Genomic DNA, 16,444 nt, shown 5'->3' with positions numbered 1-16,444 from the left:
TTGTAACTTCGCCCCTTTGCTATTGAAAATGAAAAAGTACGAGGAGCACATTGAGATTACAGGAGCCCGAGTCCATAATCTTAAAAATATTGATGTACGCATACCCAGAGATAAATTGGTGGTCATTACCGGGCTTTCGGGAAGTGGAAAATCTTCCTTGGCCTTTGATACTATTTATGCAGAAGGACAGCGGCGCTATATCGAAACTTTTTCGGCCTACGCCAGGCAATTTCTTGGCGGGTTAGAGCGCCCTGATGTTGATAAGATTGATGGTCTTTCGCCCGTTATTGCGATTGAGCAAAAAACCACTTCAAAATCGCCCCGTTCTACAGTAGGCACCATCACCGAAATTTATGATTTTTTACGACTATTATTCGCCAGAGCTTCGGATGCGTATAGCTATCATACCGGAGAGAAAATGGTAAGCTACAGTGATGCTCAAATTAAGGAATTGATTAAAGCGGATTATAAGGATAAAAAAATAAATATTTTGGCGCCGGTGGTGAAATCTCGCAAAGGCCACTATAGAGAGTTGTTTGAACAGATTGCCAAGCAGGGTTTTGTAAAGGTGCGTGTAGATGGGGAAATCAAGGACATTGTAAAAGGTCTGAAAGTAGATCGCTACAAGACCCATGATATTGAGATTGTTATAGACCGATTAAAAGTTAGCTCCGGTGATGAATTGGACAAGCGCATTGCCGAAACCCTAAATACAGCCATGTACAGCGGTAATAATGTTCTCATGGTTCTGGAAGAAGGTACTACAGCCCCCCGCCACTTTAGTCGCGATCTTATGTGCCCTACCACCGGCATTAGTTATCCATTACCGGAACCCAACACCTTTTCGTTTAATTCTCCTAAAGGCATGTGTCCCCATTGCAATGGTCTGGGGCATCTATATGAGGTAAACGAAACCAAAATTTTTCCGAATAAAAAATTGTCTATTTCCGCCGGTGGCATTGCTCCTTTGGGTGAATACAAGAAATCTTGGGCGTTTAAACAAATAGAAACCATTGCACAACGGTATCATTTTAAATTAACGGATGCCATTGCCGAAATTCCGGAGGCGGCTTTGGATGTCATTCTTAATGGAGGAAAAGACCGCTTTGAAGTTAATTCTGAAACGCTGGGTGTAAAACGAGATTATAAGATAGATTATGAGGGCATAGCCAACTTTATAAAGGCGCAGTTTACCGAATCTGAATCGGCTTCTATAAAACGTTGGGCTAAGGAATACATGGATAAAATATCTTGTCCGGAATGCCAAGGCACCCGTTTGCGCAAAGAATCGCTTTTCTTTAAAATAGACAGTAAAAACATAGCGGAACTGGCGGAACTGGATATAAGTGATCTGGCTCTTTTTTTTACCGATTTGGAAAAGCGATTGGATAGCACTCAAAGCATCATCGCTGAAGAAATTTTAAAGGAAATAAACGCAAGAATTCAATTTTTACTCGATGTAGGCTTAGATTATTTGGCCTTGGGAAGGAGTTCTAAATCACTTTCCGGTGGTGAAGCACAACGGATTCGGTTGGCAACCCAAATTGGATCCCAATTGGTAGGTGTGCTTTATATTTTAGACGAACCCAGTATTGGGCTGCATCAAAGAGATAATGAACGGCTTATTAGTTCGCTGGAGTCCCTCCGAGATATTGGCAATTCGGTTCTGGTGGTAGAGCACGATAAGGACATGATAGAACGGGCAGATTATGTGATTGACATTGGCCCGCGTGCCGGAAAACACGGTGGTGAAATTATCTCAGAAGGGAGCCCCGAAGAAATAAAGCATCACCGAACCCTTACTGCCGACTACCTTTCCGGTATTCGAAGCATTAACGTACCTCTAACACGTAGGAAAGGAAACGGAAATTCTATAGTGCTTTCCGGCTGCACGGGAAACAACCTTAAAAACGTTACAGTAACCCTGCCATTAGGCACCATGATTGGGGTAACCGGCGTTTCAGGAAGCGGCAAATCAACGCTCATTAATGAAACCCTCTACCCTATTATGAACGCTCATTATTTTAATGGCGTAAAAGTACCTATGCCGTACAAAAAAATCACCGGTTTGGAGCACATTGATAAAGTCATCGACATTAATCAATCTCCCATTGGGCGAACACCAAGATCTAATCCTGCCACCTACACCGGTGTCTTTAGCGAAATACGCGCCTTATTTACACAAACCCCGGAAGCAGCTATACGAGGGTATAAACCGGGTCGATTTAGTTTTAATGTGGCCGGAGGACGCTGTGAAACCTGCCAAGGTGGAGGTCTTCGGGTTATAGAAATGAATTTCCTACCTGATGTATATGTAGCATGCGAAACCTGTAATGGGAAACGCTTTAACCGAGAAACACTGGAGATCCGTTATAAAGGAAAATCCATTGCCGATATCTTAGACATGACCATCGATGAGTCTGTTGCCTTCTTCGAAAACATTCCAAAAATTTATCGAAAATTGGTAACTATCCGCGATGTGGGTCTAGGGTATATTTCCTTAGGACAACAATCTACCACACTCTCCGGCGGGGAAGCCCAGCGGATTAAGCTGGCATCGGAATTGGCTAAACGCGATACCGGAAACACCTTTTATATTTTAGATGAACCTACCACAGGCCTCCATTTTGAGGATATTCGTGTATTGATGAATGTGTTGGATACGCTGGTAAATAAAGGCAATACCGTATTGATTATAGAACACAATATGGATGTCATTAAAATGGCCGATTATCTTATCGATATTGGCTATGAAGGTGGTCGCGGTGGCGGTATGATCGTTGCCAAGGGAACCCCTGAGGATGTAGCGAAAGACCCAAAAAGTTACACCGCACAATTTTTAAGAAAAGAATTGAATACAAAAGCTATTACAGAAAAGGTGTGCTAAATAGGAAAACACCATAGGAACTATAAAAACCCAAAACGTGCACAACATATAAAAATGAGTTCATCGCTCATAGCAATTTAAAAAGCAGATTGCGTACTATTGCGCCATCAAGTGCTAAAAACATTATAACACAATACCAATGCGAAAAGAACAACACCCTAAAGGATGGAATGAAATTAAAACAAACGACTCCTGGGCCATATTTAAAATTATGGGAGAATTTGTTTATGGTTTCGAAAAAATGAGTCAAATAGGCCCGTGTGTGTCCATCTTCGGTTCGGCCCGTACCAAACTGGGCGACACCTATTACGAGTTGGCCGTTTCTATATCCAAACGTATTTCGGAAGCCGGATATGGAATTATAACCGGTGGTGGGCCCGGAATTATGGAGGCGGGAAACAAAGGAGCCCATTTAGCAGGAGGCACTTCGGTGGGCTTAAATATTGATTTGCCTTTTGAGCAGCACGATAATCCCTATATAGACGGAGACAAAAGTCTCGATTTTGATTACTTTTTTGTGAGAAAGGTAATGTTTGTGAAGTACTCTCAAGGTTTTGTGGTAATGCCCGGTGGATTTGGCACGCTGGATGAGCTGTTTGAGGCCATTACTTTAATACAAACCCATAAAATAGGAAAGTTCCCTATAATTCTTGTGGGTGTCGACTTTTGGAGTGGTCTTTTTAATTGGATAAAAACAACCATGTTAGCGGCAGGTAACATAAGTCCGCAGGATTTAGACCTTATAAAAATAGTAGACACAGAAACGGAAGTGGTAGAAATTATCGATAATTTTTACAAGGGCAGAAACCTAAGCCCAAATTTTTAAATCTGAAAATGCGTATGCGCAGCACACGTTTCGTCATCAAACTAGGTTACACCGCTTTATTTTTTCTCGGTGTAGCAGAAATGCGTGCCCAACATATAAATACCCTTACGGCCAATTTAAACGGAGAAGATAAGACGATACGCATTCGTCAAGAATTTACCTACAAAAATGATTCGCCCGACACCCTACGTGTGCTTTATTTTAACGACTGGGCCAACGCTTATTCTAGCAAAAAGACACCTTTAGCAAAGCGTTTTGCGGAAGAATTTAAGCGAAGTTTACACTTGGCCAAAGATCAGGATCGAGGGAGAACAGATATTGTAAGTGTAGTAGATGCCGACCATGCCGGATGCACTTGGAAACGTGCTCCAAAACGAGATTTGATTCAGGTAACGCTCAATAATCCAGTCCTGCCCAACGCCTCTGTACCCCTATTTTTTACCTACACCGTAACATTACCTCCCAATAAGTACACCCCATACGGGTATGGGCCGCGAAACGAATACTATTTAAAGGATTGGTATTTAACACCAGCTGTTTACCAAAATGGTCGCTGGGAACTGTATTCTAATAAAAATTTGGAAGATCTTTATACGGGCATAACCAATACCAAACTTGTTTTCATCTATCCCGAAAATGTCTTTCTTGTATCTAATTATAAGACCAGCAACAACACGAAATTTCCGGGTGGACAGCAGCTTACACTGTACGGAAATAATCAAACCAGTGCGGAAATAATCCTTTCGCCTATTACTAAATTTACGAAACACGTCACCCCATATCTCACTTTAACCACCGATATCACGGTAAGTAAGTACGACGAAATTTCCAAAGGACTGTCCATAAACAAGGTAGCCGAATTTATAAACGAAACTTTGGGAAACTACCCACAGGGCGAATTGTTGGTCAGTGAAATTGATTATGCGAAGAATCCGCTCTATGGCATAAATCAGTTACCTTCTTTTATGCGGCCCTATGAAGATAAATTTCATTTTGAAATGAAGCTTTTAAAAACGGCTTTAAAAAGCTATGTAAGAGAAACCTTCTTCTTTAACCCTAGAAAAGAAAAATGGATTAACGATGCCATGGTAAATTATCTGATGATCTTGTATGTGGATAAAAACTATCCCGATCAGAAGTTAATGGGGAATTTATCTACTATTTGGGGATTTCGAAATTTTCGATTAGCACAAATGGATTTTAATGACCAATATGCATTTTTATATATGCTGTCTGCACGCAGAAACACAGATCAATCTCTGTCAACTTCCGGAGACGACCTCATTAAGTTTAACCATAAAATCGCCAACCCCTATAAAGCTGGTCTCGGAATAGCCTATATGGCCAGTTATTTAGGGAAGGATAAAATCAATGAAAATCTTACCTCATTTTTTGAAATGTATAAATCGAAACCGGTTGCTGCCGATGATTTTCGAAGGGTTATGTCCCAAAATACCGAGAAAGACATCGATTGGTTTTTTGACGAATACGTAGCTACCAGTGATCAAATCAACTTTAAAATTAAGAAGATTGTGAAATACGAAGATTCAATCGCCGTTACCATAAAAAACAAACAAGGTACTAATGTTCCTATCTCGCTTTTTGGGCTAAAAAAAGATTCGGTAGTTTCCAAATATTGGTTTTCTAACATTGTAGACCAAAGCACCTTTACGATTCCAAAAAATGGAGAGGATCGTTTGGTACTAAATTATGATCATAATATCCCGGAACTAAACGAAAGAGACAATTGGAAAACCCTCAACGGATTTTTATCGAGCAATAAAAAATTGAAACTTCAATTTATGAAAGATGCCGAAGATCCGTACTACAACCAGATTTTCTATGTGCCGGTGCTTACTTTTAATATTTATGACGGTGTTACACCCGGTATGCGATTAACAAACAAGACCTTATTGCAAAGGCCGTTTATTTTTGATATGGCACCTTCTTTTGGTTTACGTGAAAAAGCTTTGGTAGGATATGGACGCTTTAACTATCAGAAAAACCATGGCAAAAGTGGCTTGTATATTTCCAATTATGCGCTTAATGCTTCTTCCTTTCACTTTAATGTAAACTCTCGTTTTACCACCATAACGCCATCTATAAGCTTTGGGTGGCGTCCAGATGATCTCATTTCTAACAAACGAGAATTTCTCACCTTGCGTCACGTAAACGTGATACGAAGTATTGATGAAAACCTGAGTCTGGAAACCGATCCGGATTACAGTGTGTTAAATGCGCGCTACATTAATTCTAATAACGGCATCATAGACTACTTCTCTTGGTTTGTAGATGCCCAGCACGCCAGCGATTTTTCCAAATTGGCGGTAGATGTAGAATATCGTAAACTTTTTGAAAACAACCGCCAATTTAACCTACGCTTTTTTGCGGGTAAATTTCTTAGAAATAATACCAATTCTGATTTCTTTAGTTTTGCGTTAGACAGACCTACCGATTATCTGTTTGATCTAAACTATTTGGGAAGATCCGAGTCTTCCGGCATTTACAGTCAGCAAATAATTATTGCGGAGGGTGGTTTTAAATCCAAATTACGAGATCCGTTCGCCAATGATTGGCTTGCTACAGTAAATGCAAGCACGAACATTTGGCGGTGGGTAGAGGCCTATGGCGATATGGGTCTCATGAAAAGTACAGGGCAAAATACCCGTTTTGTGTATGACTCCGGTATACGTCTTAACTTGGTAACCGACTTTTTCGAATTATATTTCCCGGTGTATTCTAACAATGGTTGGGAAATTGCACAACAAGATTACGAAGAAAAAATACGCTTTATCGTAACATTGAGTCCAAAAACCTTAATACGATTATTCAATCGGAAATGGTTTTAAATTTTTGGCGTATTCTCAAAAATCATCCCCCCTATTGCATTTTTCCTAACGAAATTACACTATTTCCTTAACTTTTTAATAAAATAGCAAGAGCCTGCTTGAGTAGTTGTTGTAAAACCCATCCTATTTTGATACTTTTGTAAAAACCTGTAATGCCTAAATGAAATTAGAGCCCAAAACCAGCAATGATATTTCCTTTGATGATTTTCAGACTCAAATTCTTAGAGATTATGAAATCGCATTTACCAGTAGGGAATGCAGTATATTAGGAAGACGCGAAGTACTGACCGGTAAGGCAAAATTCGGAATTTTTGGTGACGGCAAAGAACTTCCACAATTGGCCATGGCACGCTCTTTTAAAGACGGCGATTTTAGAAGTGGCTATTACAGAGATCAAACCTTTATGATGGCTATTGGCGAATTAACGCCGAAGGATCTCTTTCATGGGTTATATGCCACCACCGACATTGAAAAGGAACCTATGAGTGCCGGTAGGCAAATGGGTGGGCATTTTTTAACCTATAGCCTTAATGAAGATGGAAGCTGGAAACATCTAACCCAAATAAAAAACAGCAGTTCCGATATTTCTCCTACCGCAGCGCAAATGCCACGATTATTGGGTCTTGCTCAAGCTTCGACCATATATAGAAATCTAAAGAATATAGATGCTTCTAAATTTTCTAACAACGGCAATGAAGTCGCTTGGGGTACTATTGGCAATGCCAGTACCAGCGAAGGTTTATTCTTTGAAACTGTAAATGCCGGTGGTGTTTTGCAAGTACCTATGGTGATCAGCATTTGGGACGATGGATATGGCATTTCTGTACCGGCCAAATACCAAACCACCAAAGAAGATATTTCTAAAGTAATCATTGGTTTCCAAAGAGATGAGCACCATGCCGGTTACGAAATTTTTAAAGTAAAGGGCTGGGATTACACCGCCTTAATACACACCTATGAAAACGCTTCCGATATTGCGCGAGAGGCACATGTACCGGTCATTATTCATGTTACCGAATTAACGCAACCCCAAGGCCATTCCTCCTCAGGTTCGCATGAGCGCTATAAAAGTGAGGAACGTTTGGCTTGGGAACGAGATAACGATTGCAACACCCGTTTTAGAGCTTGGATTTTAGAGAATGGAATTGCTACAGAAGACCATTTAAAGTCCCTTGAAAAATCGATAAAGCGCGAGGTAAGTAATGCCAGAAAAGAGGCATGGGCCGAGTTTCTGGCACCGCATAAAAAACTAAAAAAAACCCTTATAGATCTGTTAGATCAGGTGGGCGCACAAAGTGTAAACCGAACCTTTATCACAAAAATAAAAAATGACCTTATTGCCTTAGAAGAACCCTCTAAAAAAGATTTAGCTTCAAAATCCAGAAAAGCCTTACGTTATTTGTTGGATGAAGATACGCCTGAAAAAAAGGCGTTAGCCCAATGGGTAACTACATTTGTACAAGAGAATCAACCTCTTTTCAGTTCTCACTTATACAGTGAGCAACCCACAAAAGCAACAAATATTCCGGAAGTAAAACCTACTTATGCGCCAAACGCTGTTCAAGTAGATGGCCGTATTATTCTTCGCGATAATTTTGATGTATTGTTCAGCAAGTATCCCGAAGTACTTATATTTGGTGAAGATAGCGGCGCTATAGGCGATGTGAATCAGGGCTTAGAAGGCTTGCAAAAAAAATATGGCGAATTGCGAGTCGCGGATGTAGGTATCCGAGAAGCGACTATTATAGGTCAAGGCATAGGTTTAGCCTTACGAGGGTTAAGACCCATTGCCGAAATTCAGTATTTAGATTACGTCTTGTATTGTATCCAAACACTAAGCGATGACTTGGCTTCGTTACACTACAGAACCGTTGGAAAGCAAAAAGCGCCCTTAATTATCCGTACCAGAGGGCATCGTCTGGAAGGTATTTGGCATTCCGGTTCTCCCATGGGAGGGTTAATTCATTTGCTTAGGGGCATGTACATTGTCACGCCGAGAAACATGACCAAGGCAGCCGGTTTTTACAACACCCTTTTGAAAAGTGACGAACCGGCTTTAATCATTGAAAGTCTTAACGGGTATAGGCTAAAAGAAGCAATGCCTACTAATTTGGGCGCTATTTGCACCCCCATCGGGGTGGTAGAAATTGTAAAACAAGGTACAGATATAACCGTGGTGTCCTATGGATCAACCCTAAGAATCGTACTACAGGTTGCCAATGAACTAAAAGAATTAGGAATTGATGCCGAAATTATTGATGCCCAAACTTTATTGCCTTTTGATATTCGCCATGATGTGGTAAAAAGCATTCAAAAAACCAATCGATTATTGGTGGTAGATGAAGATGTACCCGGTGGTTGTTCTGCCTACCTGATGCATGAAATTCTGGAAAAGCAAGGAGCGTATGCCTTCTTGGATAGTGCCCCGCAAACCTTAACGGCCAAAGCCCATAGACCGGCATATGCATCGGACGGCGATTATTTTTCTAAGCCTAATGCTGATGATATCTTTGAGAAAATCTATGCCATTATGCACGAAAGCAATCCCAGCGATTTTCCACGTTTGCGCTGAAAAAAGTCGTACTTCAAGAGGTTTTAGCTATGGAAGAACTTAAAAAAATCCTTGAGGAGCACTACCGCCTCCAAATTTTGGAGATTAGCGCATTAGAGGGCTATGACAGTCTCAACTACAAGGTGCGCACAACGGCTGCCACCTATGTATTAAAAGCCCATCCGTATTCTGAAGAAAACGTGAGCCTGCTGGCAGGAGAACAACAAGTTCTATATAAGTTACAGCCGTTGTTGCAGAATGCCTTTCCAGAACCACAGAAAACAAATAAAGGTGCCTTTCATGTAATGCTGCATAATACCATGTACCGCTTACTGTCTTATGTAGAAGGTGAATTTTTAGCACGGGTAGCACACACCCCTAACTTACTTTATTCTTTCGGACAATTTTTAGGGCGACTGGATGCACAAATACATCTTATGTATGTCCCAGCCGTGGCAAGCAAAATAAGCGCATGGGACATACAACACCTTCCATTAAGTAGGCCTTTATTACCTTATATCGCCGACGCAAAAAATCGAAATTTAGTCGATTATTTTTTTGTGCAATTTGAAGCACAGGTAGTGCCCTTACAATACCAACTTAGAAAAGGTATCATTCATGGGGATGCCAATGATTGGAATGTGCTTACCCAAAAAGAGGCCGTATCGGGCATCATCGATTTTGGGGATATGTGTTATTCTTGGATCATCAATGAAGTAGCTATTGCGCTAACCTATGCCATGATGGGAAAAGCAGATCCGCTTGAAAGTGCGGTTCCGCTACTACAAGGTTTTCATGCGATTTTCCCGTTACAGGAAATTGAACTAAAGGTACTTTATTATTTGGTGGCCGCGCGATTATGCATCAGCGTCTGCCAATCGGCCTACACCAAAACTCTAAAACCTGAGTCGGACTACATCACCATAAGCGAATCTCCGGCTTGGGAATTGCTTCACCACTGGATTACGATAAACCCTTTAAGGGCGCAACATTTATTTTTAAAGGCGGTAGGTTATGCTACAGCAAAAAAAACAACGCTGAATGTACAATTGAGCCGACGCAAAACCTATCTTAGTGAGGCACTTTCACTTAGCTATAATCGACCAATAGCCATGGAGCGATCTGCGTTTCAATATATGTATGACAGTGATGGCAACACCTTCCTTGATGCGTATAACAATATCATGTTGGCGGGACATTGCCACCCTAAGGTGATACAATCGGCACAAAGCACGATCGCCAAATTAAATACAAACACGCGCTATATTTATGACGAATTGTTGGCCTACAGCGAAAAATTAGTAGCCAAATTCCCAGCAACATTGCAAAAAGTGTTTTTTGTAAACTCCGGAAGTGCAGCAAGTGATTTGGCGATCCGTATGGCCTTAACACATACGGCAAAGAAAAAAATAATGGTCGTTGAACATGGCTACCACGGAAACACCAAAACAGGTATCGAAATTAGTCATTATAAATACAGTACATCGAATGGCGTAGGAAAACAAGATTATATTGAAGAAACTGCACTGCCCAATCTATTTAATTCCGGTTATAAAGATCAGCAGTCAGCCGCTACACACTTTATCGATGGAGCTATTTCTAAAATTGAAGAAAATCGTGGCCAAATTGCGGCCTTCATAGCCGAGCCCATTGTGGGTTGCGGCGGGCAAGTACCTCTTGCAGAAGGGTATCTTCAAAGTGTTTACAAAGCCATTAGAGCGCAAGGAGGGGTTTGTATTAGCGATGAGGTTCAGGTAGGATTTGGTCGTTTGGGTGCTTATTTTTGGGGATTTGAAATGCATCACGTAATTCCGGATATGGTGATTCTGGGCAAGCCCATGGGTAATGGCCACCCCATTGGAGCTGTGGTTACGACTTCAGAAATTGCGGCGAGTTTTACCAACGGCGTAGAGTTTTTTAGCTCTTTTGGTGGAAACCCGGTGTCCTGCGCTATAGGAAGCGCTGTTTTAGAGGTGATTGAAGAAGAAGCATTACAACAGCATGCTCTGGCCGTCGGAAATTATTTAATTACGTTACTCAAGAACTTACAAAATGAATATTCAGAAATTGCAGATATACGAGGAAGTGGTCTATTTTTGGGAGTGGAACTTTGGGACCATCAAGGCAAGCCGAATACAAATTTAGCCGCTCATCTAAAAAACGGATTACGTGAAAAGCATATCCTTATTGGTACAGACGGTCCTTTTGATCATGTGCTAAAAATAAAACCCCCACTGTCTTTCACCAAAGCTAACGCCGATACGCTAGTTGGGGCGTTGAGAGCGCTCCTTAAAAAAGAGGGTCGAACTACGCATAAAATTCGTTAGCTTTGTACTGCTTCAAATCCTAAACAAATGAAAAGTACCTTAAAAAACGACATTGCGTTGGCGTTACTACGTATCGCACCCTCTGCTTTATTATTAACACATGGCATTCCAAAACTTCAAAATTTGATCTCCGGAAACATCGAATTTGGAGATCCCATTGGTCTTGGTCCGGCACCTTCTCTTTTTTTAACCGTCATTGGAGAAGTAGTTTGCCCCTTGTTAATCATCATTGGTTATAAAACACGCTGGGCTGCAGTTCCCTCGGCGATTACCATGTTGGTAGCCGCATTTATTGTTCACAGTGCAGACCCCATAGGGGTTAAGGAAAAGGCGTTATTGTTTTTAACTTTCTTTGTACTCATCATCTTATTAGGTTCCGGGAAGTACAGTATAGATAAAAAGTAGATTAGATAACTTTTACCAAGAGTTCTTTTAAAAGATCGGCCTGAGATAGGTTGTTGGCACCTACTCCTTTCCCTTTCATATCCAATTCTCGTAATGTGGCTATGATTTGACTCACCCTTTTCATGGGATAATTTTTAGCTGCGGTTTGAAATTCTGAAACAAAATAGGGATTAATTCCCAGCACCCGAGCTACATTTTTTGAAGAATGGTCCGTGAGGCCGTGAAACTGTAAAAGTTGCGAAAAAAAACTGTGTAAAAGCGTAATCGTAACCAAAAAGGGATTGTCCTTAGGGTTTTGGGCAAAATACGTTATAATTCTGGTAGCTTTCGTAATATTTCGTTCTCCTATGGCTTTTTTTAGCTCAAAATTGTTATAATCCTTGCTTATTCCAATATTTTCCTCGAACGTATTCGCTGTAATTTCCGCATTTTTAGGAAGGATCAACTGCAACTTTTCCAGTTCTTTGTGAATCTTACTTAAATCCGTTCCCAAAAATTCGACCAACAAACTGGCAGCTTTAGGTGCTATACTATACCCACTTCCTTTGAGAACTTTAACAATCCAATTGGATACCTGATTTTCGTATAACTTTTTACTTTCAAACAATACACCACTACTTTGAATTTGTTTGTATAATTTCTTTCGTTTATCCAGCGTACCGTACTTATAGCAAAGAACCAAAACCGTGGAGGGTTGAGGATGTGCTACATACTCACTTAATTGCTCAATGGTTTTTGAAAGATGCTGCGCCTCCTTCACAATGATAACCTGTTTTTCTGCCATCATGGGGTATCGTTTGGCATGACCAATTATTTCTGCCACTGTGGTATCCTTCCCATAGAGTACCATTTGGTTAAACCCTCGCTCTTCTTCAGACAAAATGTGCTCTTCAATATAGGTTGAAATCCTGTCAATATAATAAGGCTCATCACCCATTAAAAAGTAAACCGGTTTTATGTTCCTTTGCTTTATATCTGTAACGATCTGTTTTACTTCTTCCATTCAAAAAAAAATCATCAAATTTACACTCTTAAAAAGACACCTTTCGGGTTCTAAATAGCTCCTATTAAAGCAAAAACGCAAAGAAATGATTCCGCTGCAGTTTTCAGAGTACGAGTTTCGCTTCAAAAATAGGGAAAATAAAATCTTTATTTTTGATGATATCCGTAAAAAATTCGTGGTATTACAGCCCGAAGAATGGGTACGTCAGCACACAGTACAATTTTTAATCCATGATAAAAAATACCCAAAAAGTCACATTAACGTAGAAAAGGAAATTAGAATTCACAACTTAAAAAAAAGGTATGATATTCTGGTATACAATCCTTTGGGTGAAATTGAAATTCTAGTAGAGTGTAAGGCTCCGGAAATAGCTATAACGCAGCGTGTTTTCGACCAAATTGCGCGTTATAATTTTCACCTAAGGGCGAAGTACCTCATGGTGACTAACGGCTTAGCTCATTTTTATTGTATAATGGATTTTGAAAAAGAAAAATATACTTTTTTAGAAGAAATTCCTGATTTTAGCCTTTAATTTGTCTTCAGATTGAAACTAGCCATTGTTATACTTAACTGGAACGGAGCGGTACTTTTAGAAAAATACTTGCCTTCGGTTACCCAATTTTCTAATGGGGCTGCTATTTACGTAGCCGACAATGCATCTACTGACGACTCTGTCGCCTTTGTAAAGGCGAATTATCCTAAACTAAAAATTATTCAGAATACGGAAAACGGCGGCTTTGCCAAAGGGTATAACGATGCCCTAAAAAAGGTAGATGCGGATCTATTTTGTTTACTGAATTCGGACGTGGAGGTTACTGAAAACTGGCTTAAACCCATTGAAACGGCTTTTGCAACCAACCCCAAACTAGCCATAGCCCAGCCCAAAATTTTAGATTTATTGAAACCAGATCATTTTGAATATGCGGGTGCCGCAGGAGGGTTTATAGATCGGTTGGGATATCCCTTTTGCCGGGGACGTATCTTTCAAACCTTAGAGAAAGATACGGGGCAATACAATGATTCTAGAGAAATATTCTGGGCCACAGGAGCTTGCATGTTTATTAAACGTGATGTTTTTTGGGATTTGGGAGGCTTTGATGAAGCTTATTTTGCGCATCAAGAAGAAGTAGATTTGTGTTGGCGGGCAAAAAACAAAGGTCTCAAGGTATATTATATAGGGGCGTCTTCGGTGTACCACTTGGGGGGCTCTACCTTAAGCAATATGAATCCGAGAAAAACCTTTTTGAATTTTCGAAATTCCTTGTTTTCGATTACCAAAAATTTACCCCGAAATATTGCGGTGCCCATAATTTTGCTTCGTTTAGTCCTCGACGGAGTGGCTTTCTTCCGCTTTTTAATTCAGTTTAGAATGCGGCACGGACTGGCTATTATCCAGGCCCATTTTAGTTTCTATTATCATTTTCGTAAAATGTGTCGCAAGCGAGAAAAGACCCCGTTTATAAAAAAATATTATGTTACCAAATCCATTGTGTGGTCTTATTTTGTGCATCAAATACGTTATTTTAACATTTTAGTAAAAGATTAACGAAAACAGCACCTTCACGGAATGCTTTTTGTCTAATTTTGTGGTGTTGTATTGTACTTTGAAGAATAAAAAAAACCTTAATCTATATATTGAATAATTATGAAAAAAATCATTTTAGGCTTATTTGGGGTAACTTTATTGTTATCTTCTTGCGTTTCCCAAAAAAAATATGCCGACCTAGAAGCCAAACAAAAAGAAACACAAGATTTGTTGAATTCGGCCACGGTTAAACTAAATTCTTGTTTGGAAGAAAAAGCAACCGCTTCTTCTAAATTGAAAACCTTGGAAGACCAAAATGCATTCCTTCGTGCCAATAACCAAGAGTTAATTAACAACATGGGGAATTTAACTACCTTGACCACCAAAGGTGCCGAAAACTTAGAGAAATCCTTGGAAAGTTTACAAGAAAAAGACCTTACTATCAGAAAACTTCAAAACGCCATTACACGTAGAGATTCTGTGAACCTTTCCTTGGTACAAAGCCTTAAAGGGGTGTTAGGAAATTTGGATGATCAGGACATTCAGATTAGTGTAGAAAAGGGTGTTGTTTTTGTCTCTATCTCGGATAAATTATTATTTACCAGCGGTAGTTACAATGTAACTTCCAAAGCCAAAGAAATTTTAGGTAAAGTTGCCCAAGTGGTAAACAATAAACCGGATTTTGAGTTTATGGTAGAAGGCCATACGGACAATGTACCGTACCGAAGTGGTGTATTATTAGATAACTGGGATTTAAGTACCAAAAGAGCCACATCTGTAGTGCGCATTCTTCAAAATGATTATGGTGTAGACCCTAAAAGAATGACGGCTGCCGGACGAAGTGAATACATTCCGTTATCGCCAACCGATAAAGCCAAGAACAGAAGAACCCGAATTGTGGTATTACCAAAATTGGATCAGTTCTACAGCATGATAGAAGAAGGTATGAAAGACCCGAAAATTAACTAAGGTTTTTGCCTTGTACATACCAAAAACGCAACCCAAATGGGTTGCGTTTTTTTTATACTTACTTTGTCTTAAGATGCCTTACCTACGTATAATAAAAAATTTCTTGAAACTGACTATCCCCGAGGCAAGCCATAGGGGTAATTCGCCAGTTTCATTTTGGCCTTTGGGCCAAAAACAAAAACCGAAATTTTGTATTTCACCTCACCCGGAACTGCAAAAAGACAGTTCCGACCTCTCCAAAGGAGAGGTAAATAGGAAACCCCGACCTAAGGGTCGCGGAATCTTTAGATTGAACCGTTCGCTCTTAAAAAACATCTAATGTACCTTTCCCTTCGCGCACTACCACGGGTTCTCCCTGCGAAAGATCAATGATGGTGGAAGCCACATTATCGCCATAACCACCATCAATAACAACATCTACCAAATTCTGCCATTTCTCAAAAATGAGTTCCGGGTCGGTAGTATATTCTATAAGCTCATCCTCGTCCCTTATAGAGGTAGAAACAATGGGATTACCAAGGCCTTCTACCAGCGCTTTAGCAATGGCATTGTCCGGTATTCGAATCCCTACCGTTTTTTTCTTTTTAAAATCTTTGGGTAAATTGTTGTTTCCCGGTAGAATAAAAGTATAGGGTCCCGGTAAAGCACGTTTTAGAATCTTAAACGTAGCTGTATCTATCTGCCGAACATAATCCGAGAGATTACTTAAATCGGCACAAATAAAAGACCAGTTGGCTTTTTCTAGTTTGATGCCCTTTATACGCGCAATGCGTTCTAGGGCTCTAGTGTTGGTAATATCGCAGCCCAAGCCGTATACCGTATCGGTGGGATAAATAACCAACCCGCCTTTTTTAAGTATATCTACTACTTTTTTAACCTCTTTTGGGTTGGGGTTTTCGGGGTATATTTTGATGAATTCTGCCATACAACCTTTCCTTCTTATACCTACAAAATAACGCTATTTTTTTTAATCTGCTAAGGCCTTTAGGACGATCCAAAAATAGACAACTAAGCCGTTGTTCATTTTGGCTTGATTTCTTCAATTTTTGCCCTGGTCTATAGGGTAAATCGAAAAAACCTTTATTACTTCCTTCAGGATCGA

At 40.1% G+C, this 16,444-nt stretch carries 11 protein-coding genes; 9 read left to right on the top strand and 2 right to left on the bottom strand.

Translation table 11 applies throughout. The features are described from left to right. The first annotated feature begins 28 nt into the window (after positions 1-28). From uvrA to U1E44_RS04130, 6 genes are all read left to right on the top strand, one after another. Positions 29-2,887 carry an excinuclease ABC subunit UvrA gene (uvrA, locus tag U1E44_RS04155; RefSeq protein WP_322929789.1) on the top strand — a complete coding sequence of 953 codons (2,859 nt, stop codon included), beginning with the start codon at positions 29-31 and terminating at the stop codon, positions 2,885-2,887. Between the two features lie 139 nt (positions 2,888-3,026). Continuing rightward, on the top strand, positions 3,027-3,713 hold the full coding sequence (locus U1E44_RS04150) for an LOG family protein (protein WP_322929788.1): 687 nt from the start codon (positions 3,027-3,029) through the stop codon (positions 3,711-3,713). A 14-nt stretch (positions 3,714-3,727) separates the two neighbouring features. After that, positions 3,728-6,562: a hypothetical protein gene (locus U1E44_RS04145; RefSeq protein WP_322929787.1), complete on the top strand. Its 2,835-nt coding sequence runs from the start codon at positions 3,728-3,730 to the stop codon at positions 6,560-6,562. Between the two features lie 160 nt (positions 6,563-6,722). After that, positions 6,723-9,134, top strand: coding sequence for an alpha-ketoacid dehydrogenase subunit alpha/beta (locus U1E44_RS04140; protein ID WP_322929786.1), 2,412 nt, complete (start codon positions 6,723-6,725; stop codon positions 9,132-9,134). 29 nt (positions 9,135-9,163) lie between these two features. Beyond that, positions 9,164-11,440 (top strand): aminotransferase class III-fold pyridoxal phosphate-dependent enzyme, encoded by a 2,277-nt coding sequence (locus U1E44_RS04135; RefSeq protein ID WP_322929785.1) that lies wholly within the window; start codon positions 9,164-9,166, stop codon positions 11,438-11,440. Positions 11,441-11,467: 27 nt separating this feature from the next. Continuing rightward, on the top strand, positions 11,468-11,845 hold the full coding sequence (locus tag U1E44_RS04130) for a DoxX family protein (RefSeq protein ID WP_322929784.1): 378 nt from the start codon (positions 11,468-11,470) through the stop codon (positions 11,843-11,845). A 1-nt stretch (position 11,846) separates the two neighbouring features. On the opposite strand, the gene holA is transcribed toward U1E44_RS04130, so the two are convergent. Further along, entirely contained in the window at positions 11,847-12,848 is a 1,002-nt protein-coding gene (holA, locus tag U1E44_RS04125) for a DNA polymerase III subunit delta (protein WP_322929783.1), read from the bottom strand. Positions 12,849-12,933: 85 nt separating this feature from the next. On the opposite strand from holA, the gene U1E44_RS04120 reads away from it, so the two are divergent. The 3 genes from U1E44_RS04120 (at position 12,934) to U1E44_RS04110 (ending at position 15,342) form a co-directional block, all read left to right on the top strand. Beyond that, positions 12,934-13,380 (top strand): type I restriction enzyme HsdR N-terminal domain-containing protein, encoded by a 447-nt coding sequence (locus tag U1E44_RS04120; RefSeq protein WP_322929782.1) that lies wholly within the window; start codon positions 12,934-12,936, stop codon positions 13,378-13,380. Between the two features lie 12 nt (positions 13,381-13,392). Next, positions 13,393-14,394: a glycosyltransferase family 2 protein gene (locus U1E44_RS04115; RefSeq protein WP_322929781.1), complete on the top strand. Its 1,002-nt coding sequence runs from the start codon at positions 13,393-13,395 to the stop codon at positions 14,392-14,394. Positions 14,395-14,493: 99 nt separating this feature from the next. Beyond that, positions 14,494-15,342, top strand: a complete 849-nt coding sequence (locus U1E44_RS04110) for an OmpA/MotB family protein (protein WP_322929780.1) — start codon at positions 14,494-14,496, stop codon at positions 15,340-15,342. A 304-nt stretch (positions 15,343-15,646) separates the two neighbouring features. Here the strand turns inward: U1E44_RS04110 and U1E44_RS04105 are convergent, their stop codons facing one another. After that, the gene (locus U1E44_RS04105) at positions 15,647-16,267 is read right to left on the bottom strand and encodes an L-threonylcarbamoyladenylate synthase (RefSeq protein WP_322929779.1); all 621 of its coding nucleotides are present in this window, start codon (positions 16,265-16,267) and stop codon (positions 15,647-15,649) included. Positions 16,268-16,444: the final 177 nt, after the last annotated feature.

It is taken from the genome of Aurantibrevibacter litoralis (genome assembly GCF_034651555.1).
In the GTDB taxonomy this organism is placed as follows: Bacteria; Bacteroidota; Bacteroidia; order Flavobacteriales; family Flavobacteriaceae; genus Aurantibrevibacter; species Aurantibrevibacter litoralis.
The sequence above is the reverse complement of the archived record's forward strand: the minus strand, read 5'-3'. Positions and strand labels throughout refer to the sequence as shown.

Bases quoted from the DNA above. Each gene is read 5' to 3' on its own strand.
- U1E44_RS04105 (WP_322929779.1), bottom strand. From the start codon at position 16,267: ATGGCAGAATTCATCAAAATATACCCCGAAAACCCCAACCCAAAAGAG.
- U1E44_RS04135 (WP_322929785.1), top strand. From the start codon at position 9,164: ATGGAAGAACTTAAAAAAATCCTTGAGGAGCACTACCGCCTCCAAATT.
- U1E44_RS04145 (WP_322929787.1), top strand. From the start codon at position 3,728: ATGCGCAGCACACGTTTCGTCATCAAACTAGGTTACACCGCTTTATTT.
- U1E44_RS04130 (WP_322929784.1), top strand. From the start codon at position 11,468: ATGAAAAGTACCTTAAAAAACGACATTGCGTTGGCGTTACTACGTATC.
- U1E44_RS04150 (WP_322929788.1), top strand. From the start codon at position 3,027: ATGCGAAAAGAACAACACCCTAAAGGATGGAATGAAATTAAAACAAAC.
- U1E44_RS04110 (WP_322929780.1), top strand. From the start codon at position 14,494: ATGAAAAAAATCATTTTAGGCTTATTTGGGGTAACTTTATTGTTATCT.
- U1E44_RS04140 (WP_322929786.1), top strand. From the start codon at position 6,723: ATGAAATTAGAGCCCAAAACCAGCAATGATATTTCCTTTGATGATTTT.
- holA (WP_322929783.1), bottom strand. From the start codon at position 12,848: ATGGAAGAAGTAAAACAGATCGTTACAGATATAAAGCAAAGGAACATA.
- uvrA (WP_322929789.1), top strand. From the start codon at position 29: ATGAAAAAGTACGAGGAGCACATTGAGATTACAGGAGCCCGAGTCCAT.
- U1E44_RS04120 (WP_322929782.1), top strand. From the start codon at position 12,934: ATGATTCCGCTGCAGTTTTCAGAGTACGAGTTTCGCTTCAAAAATAGG.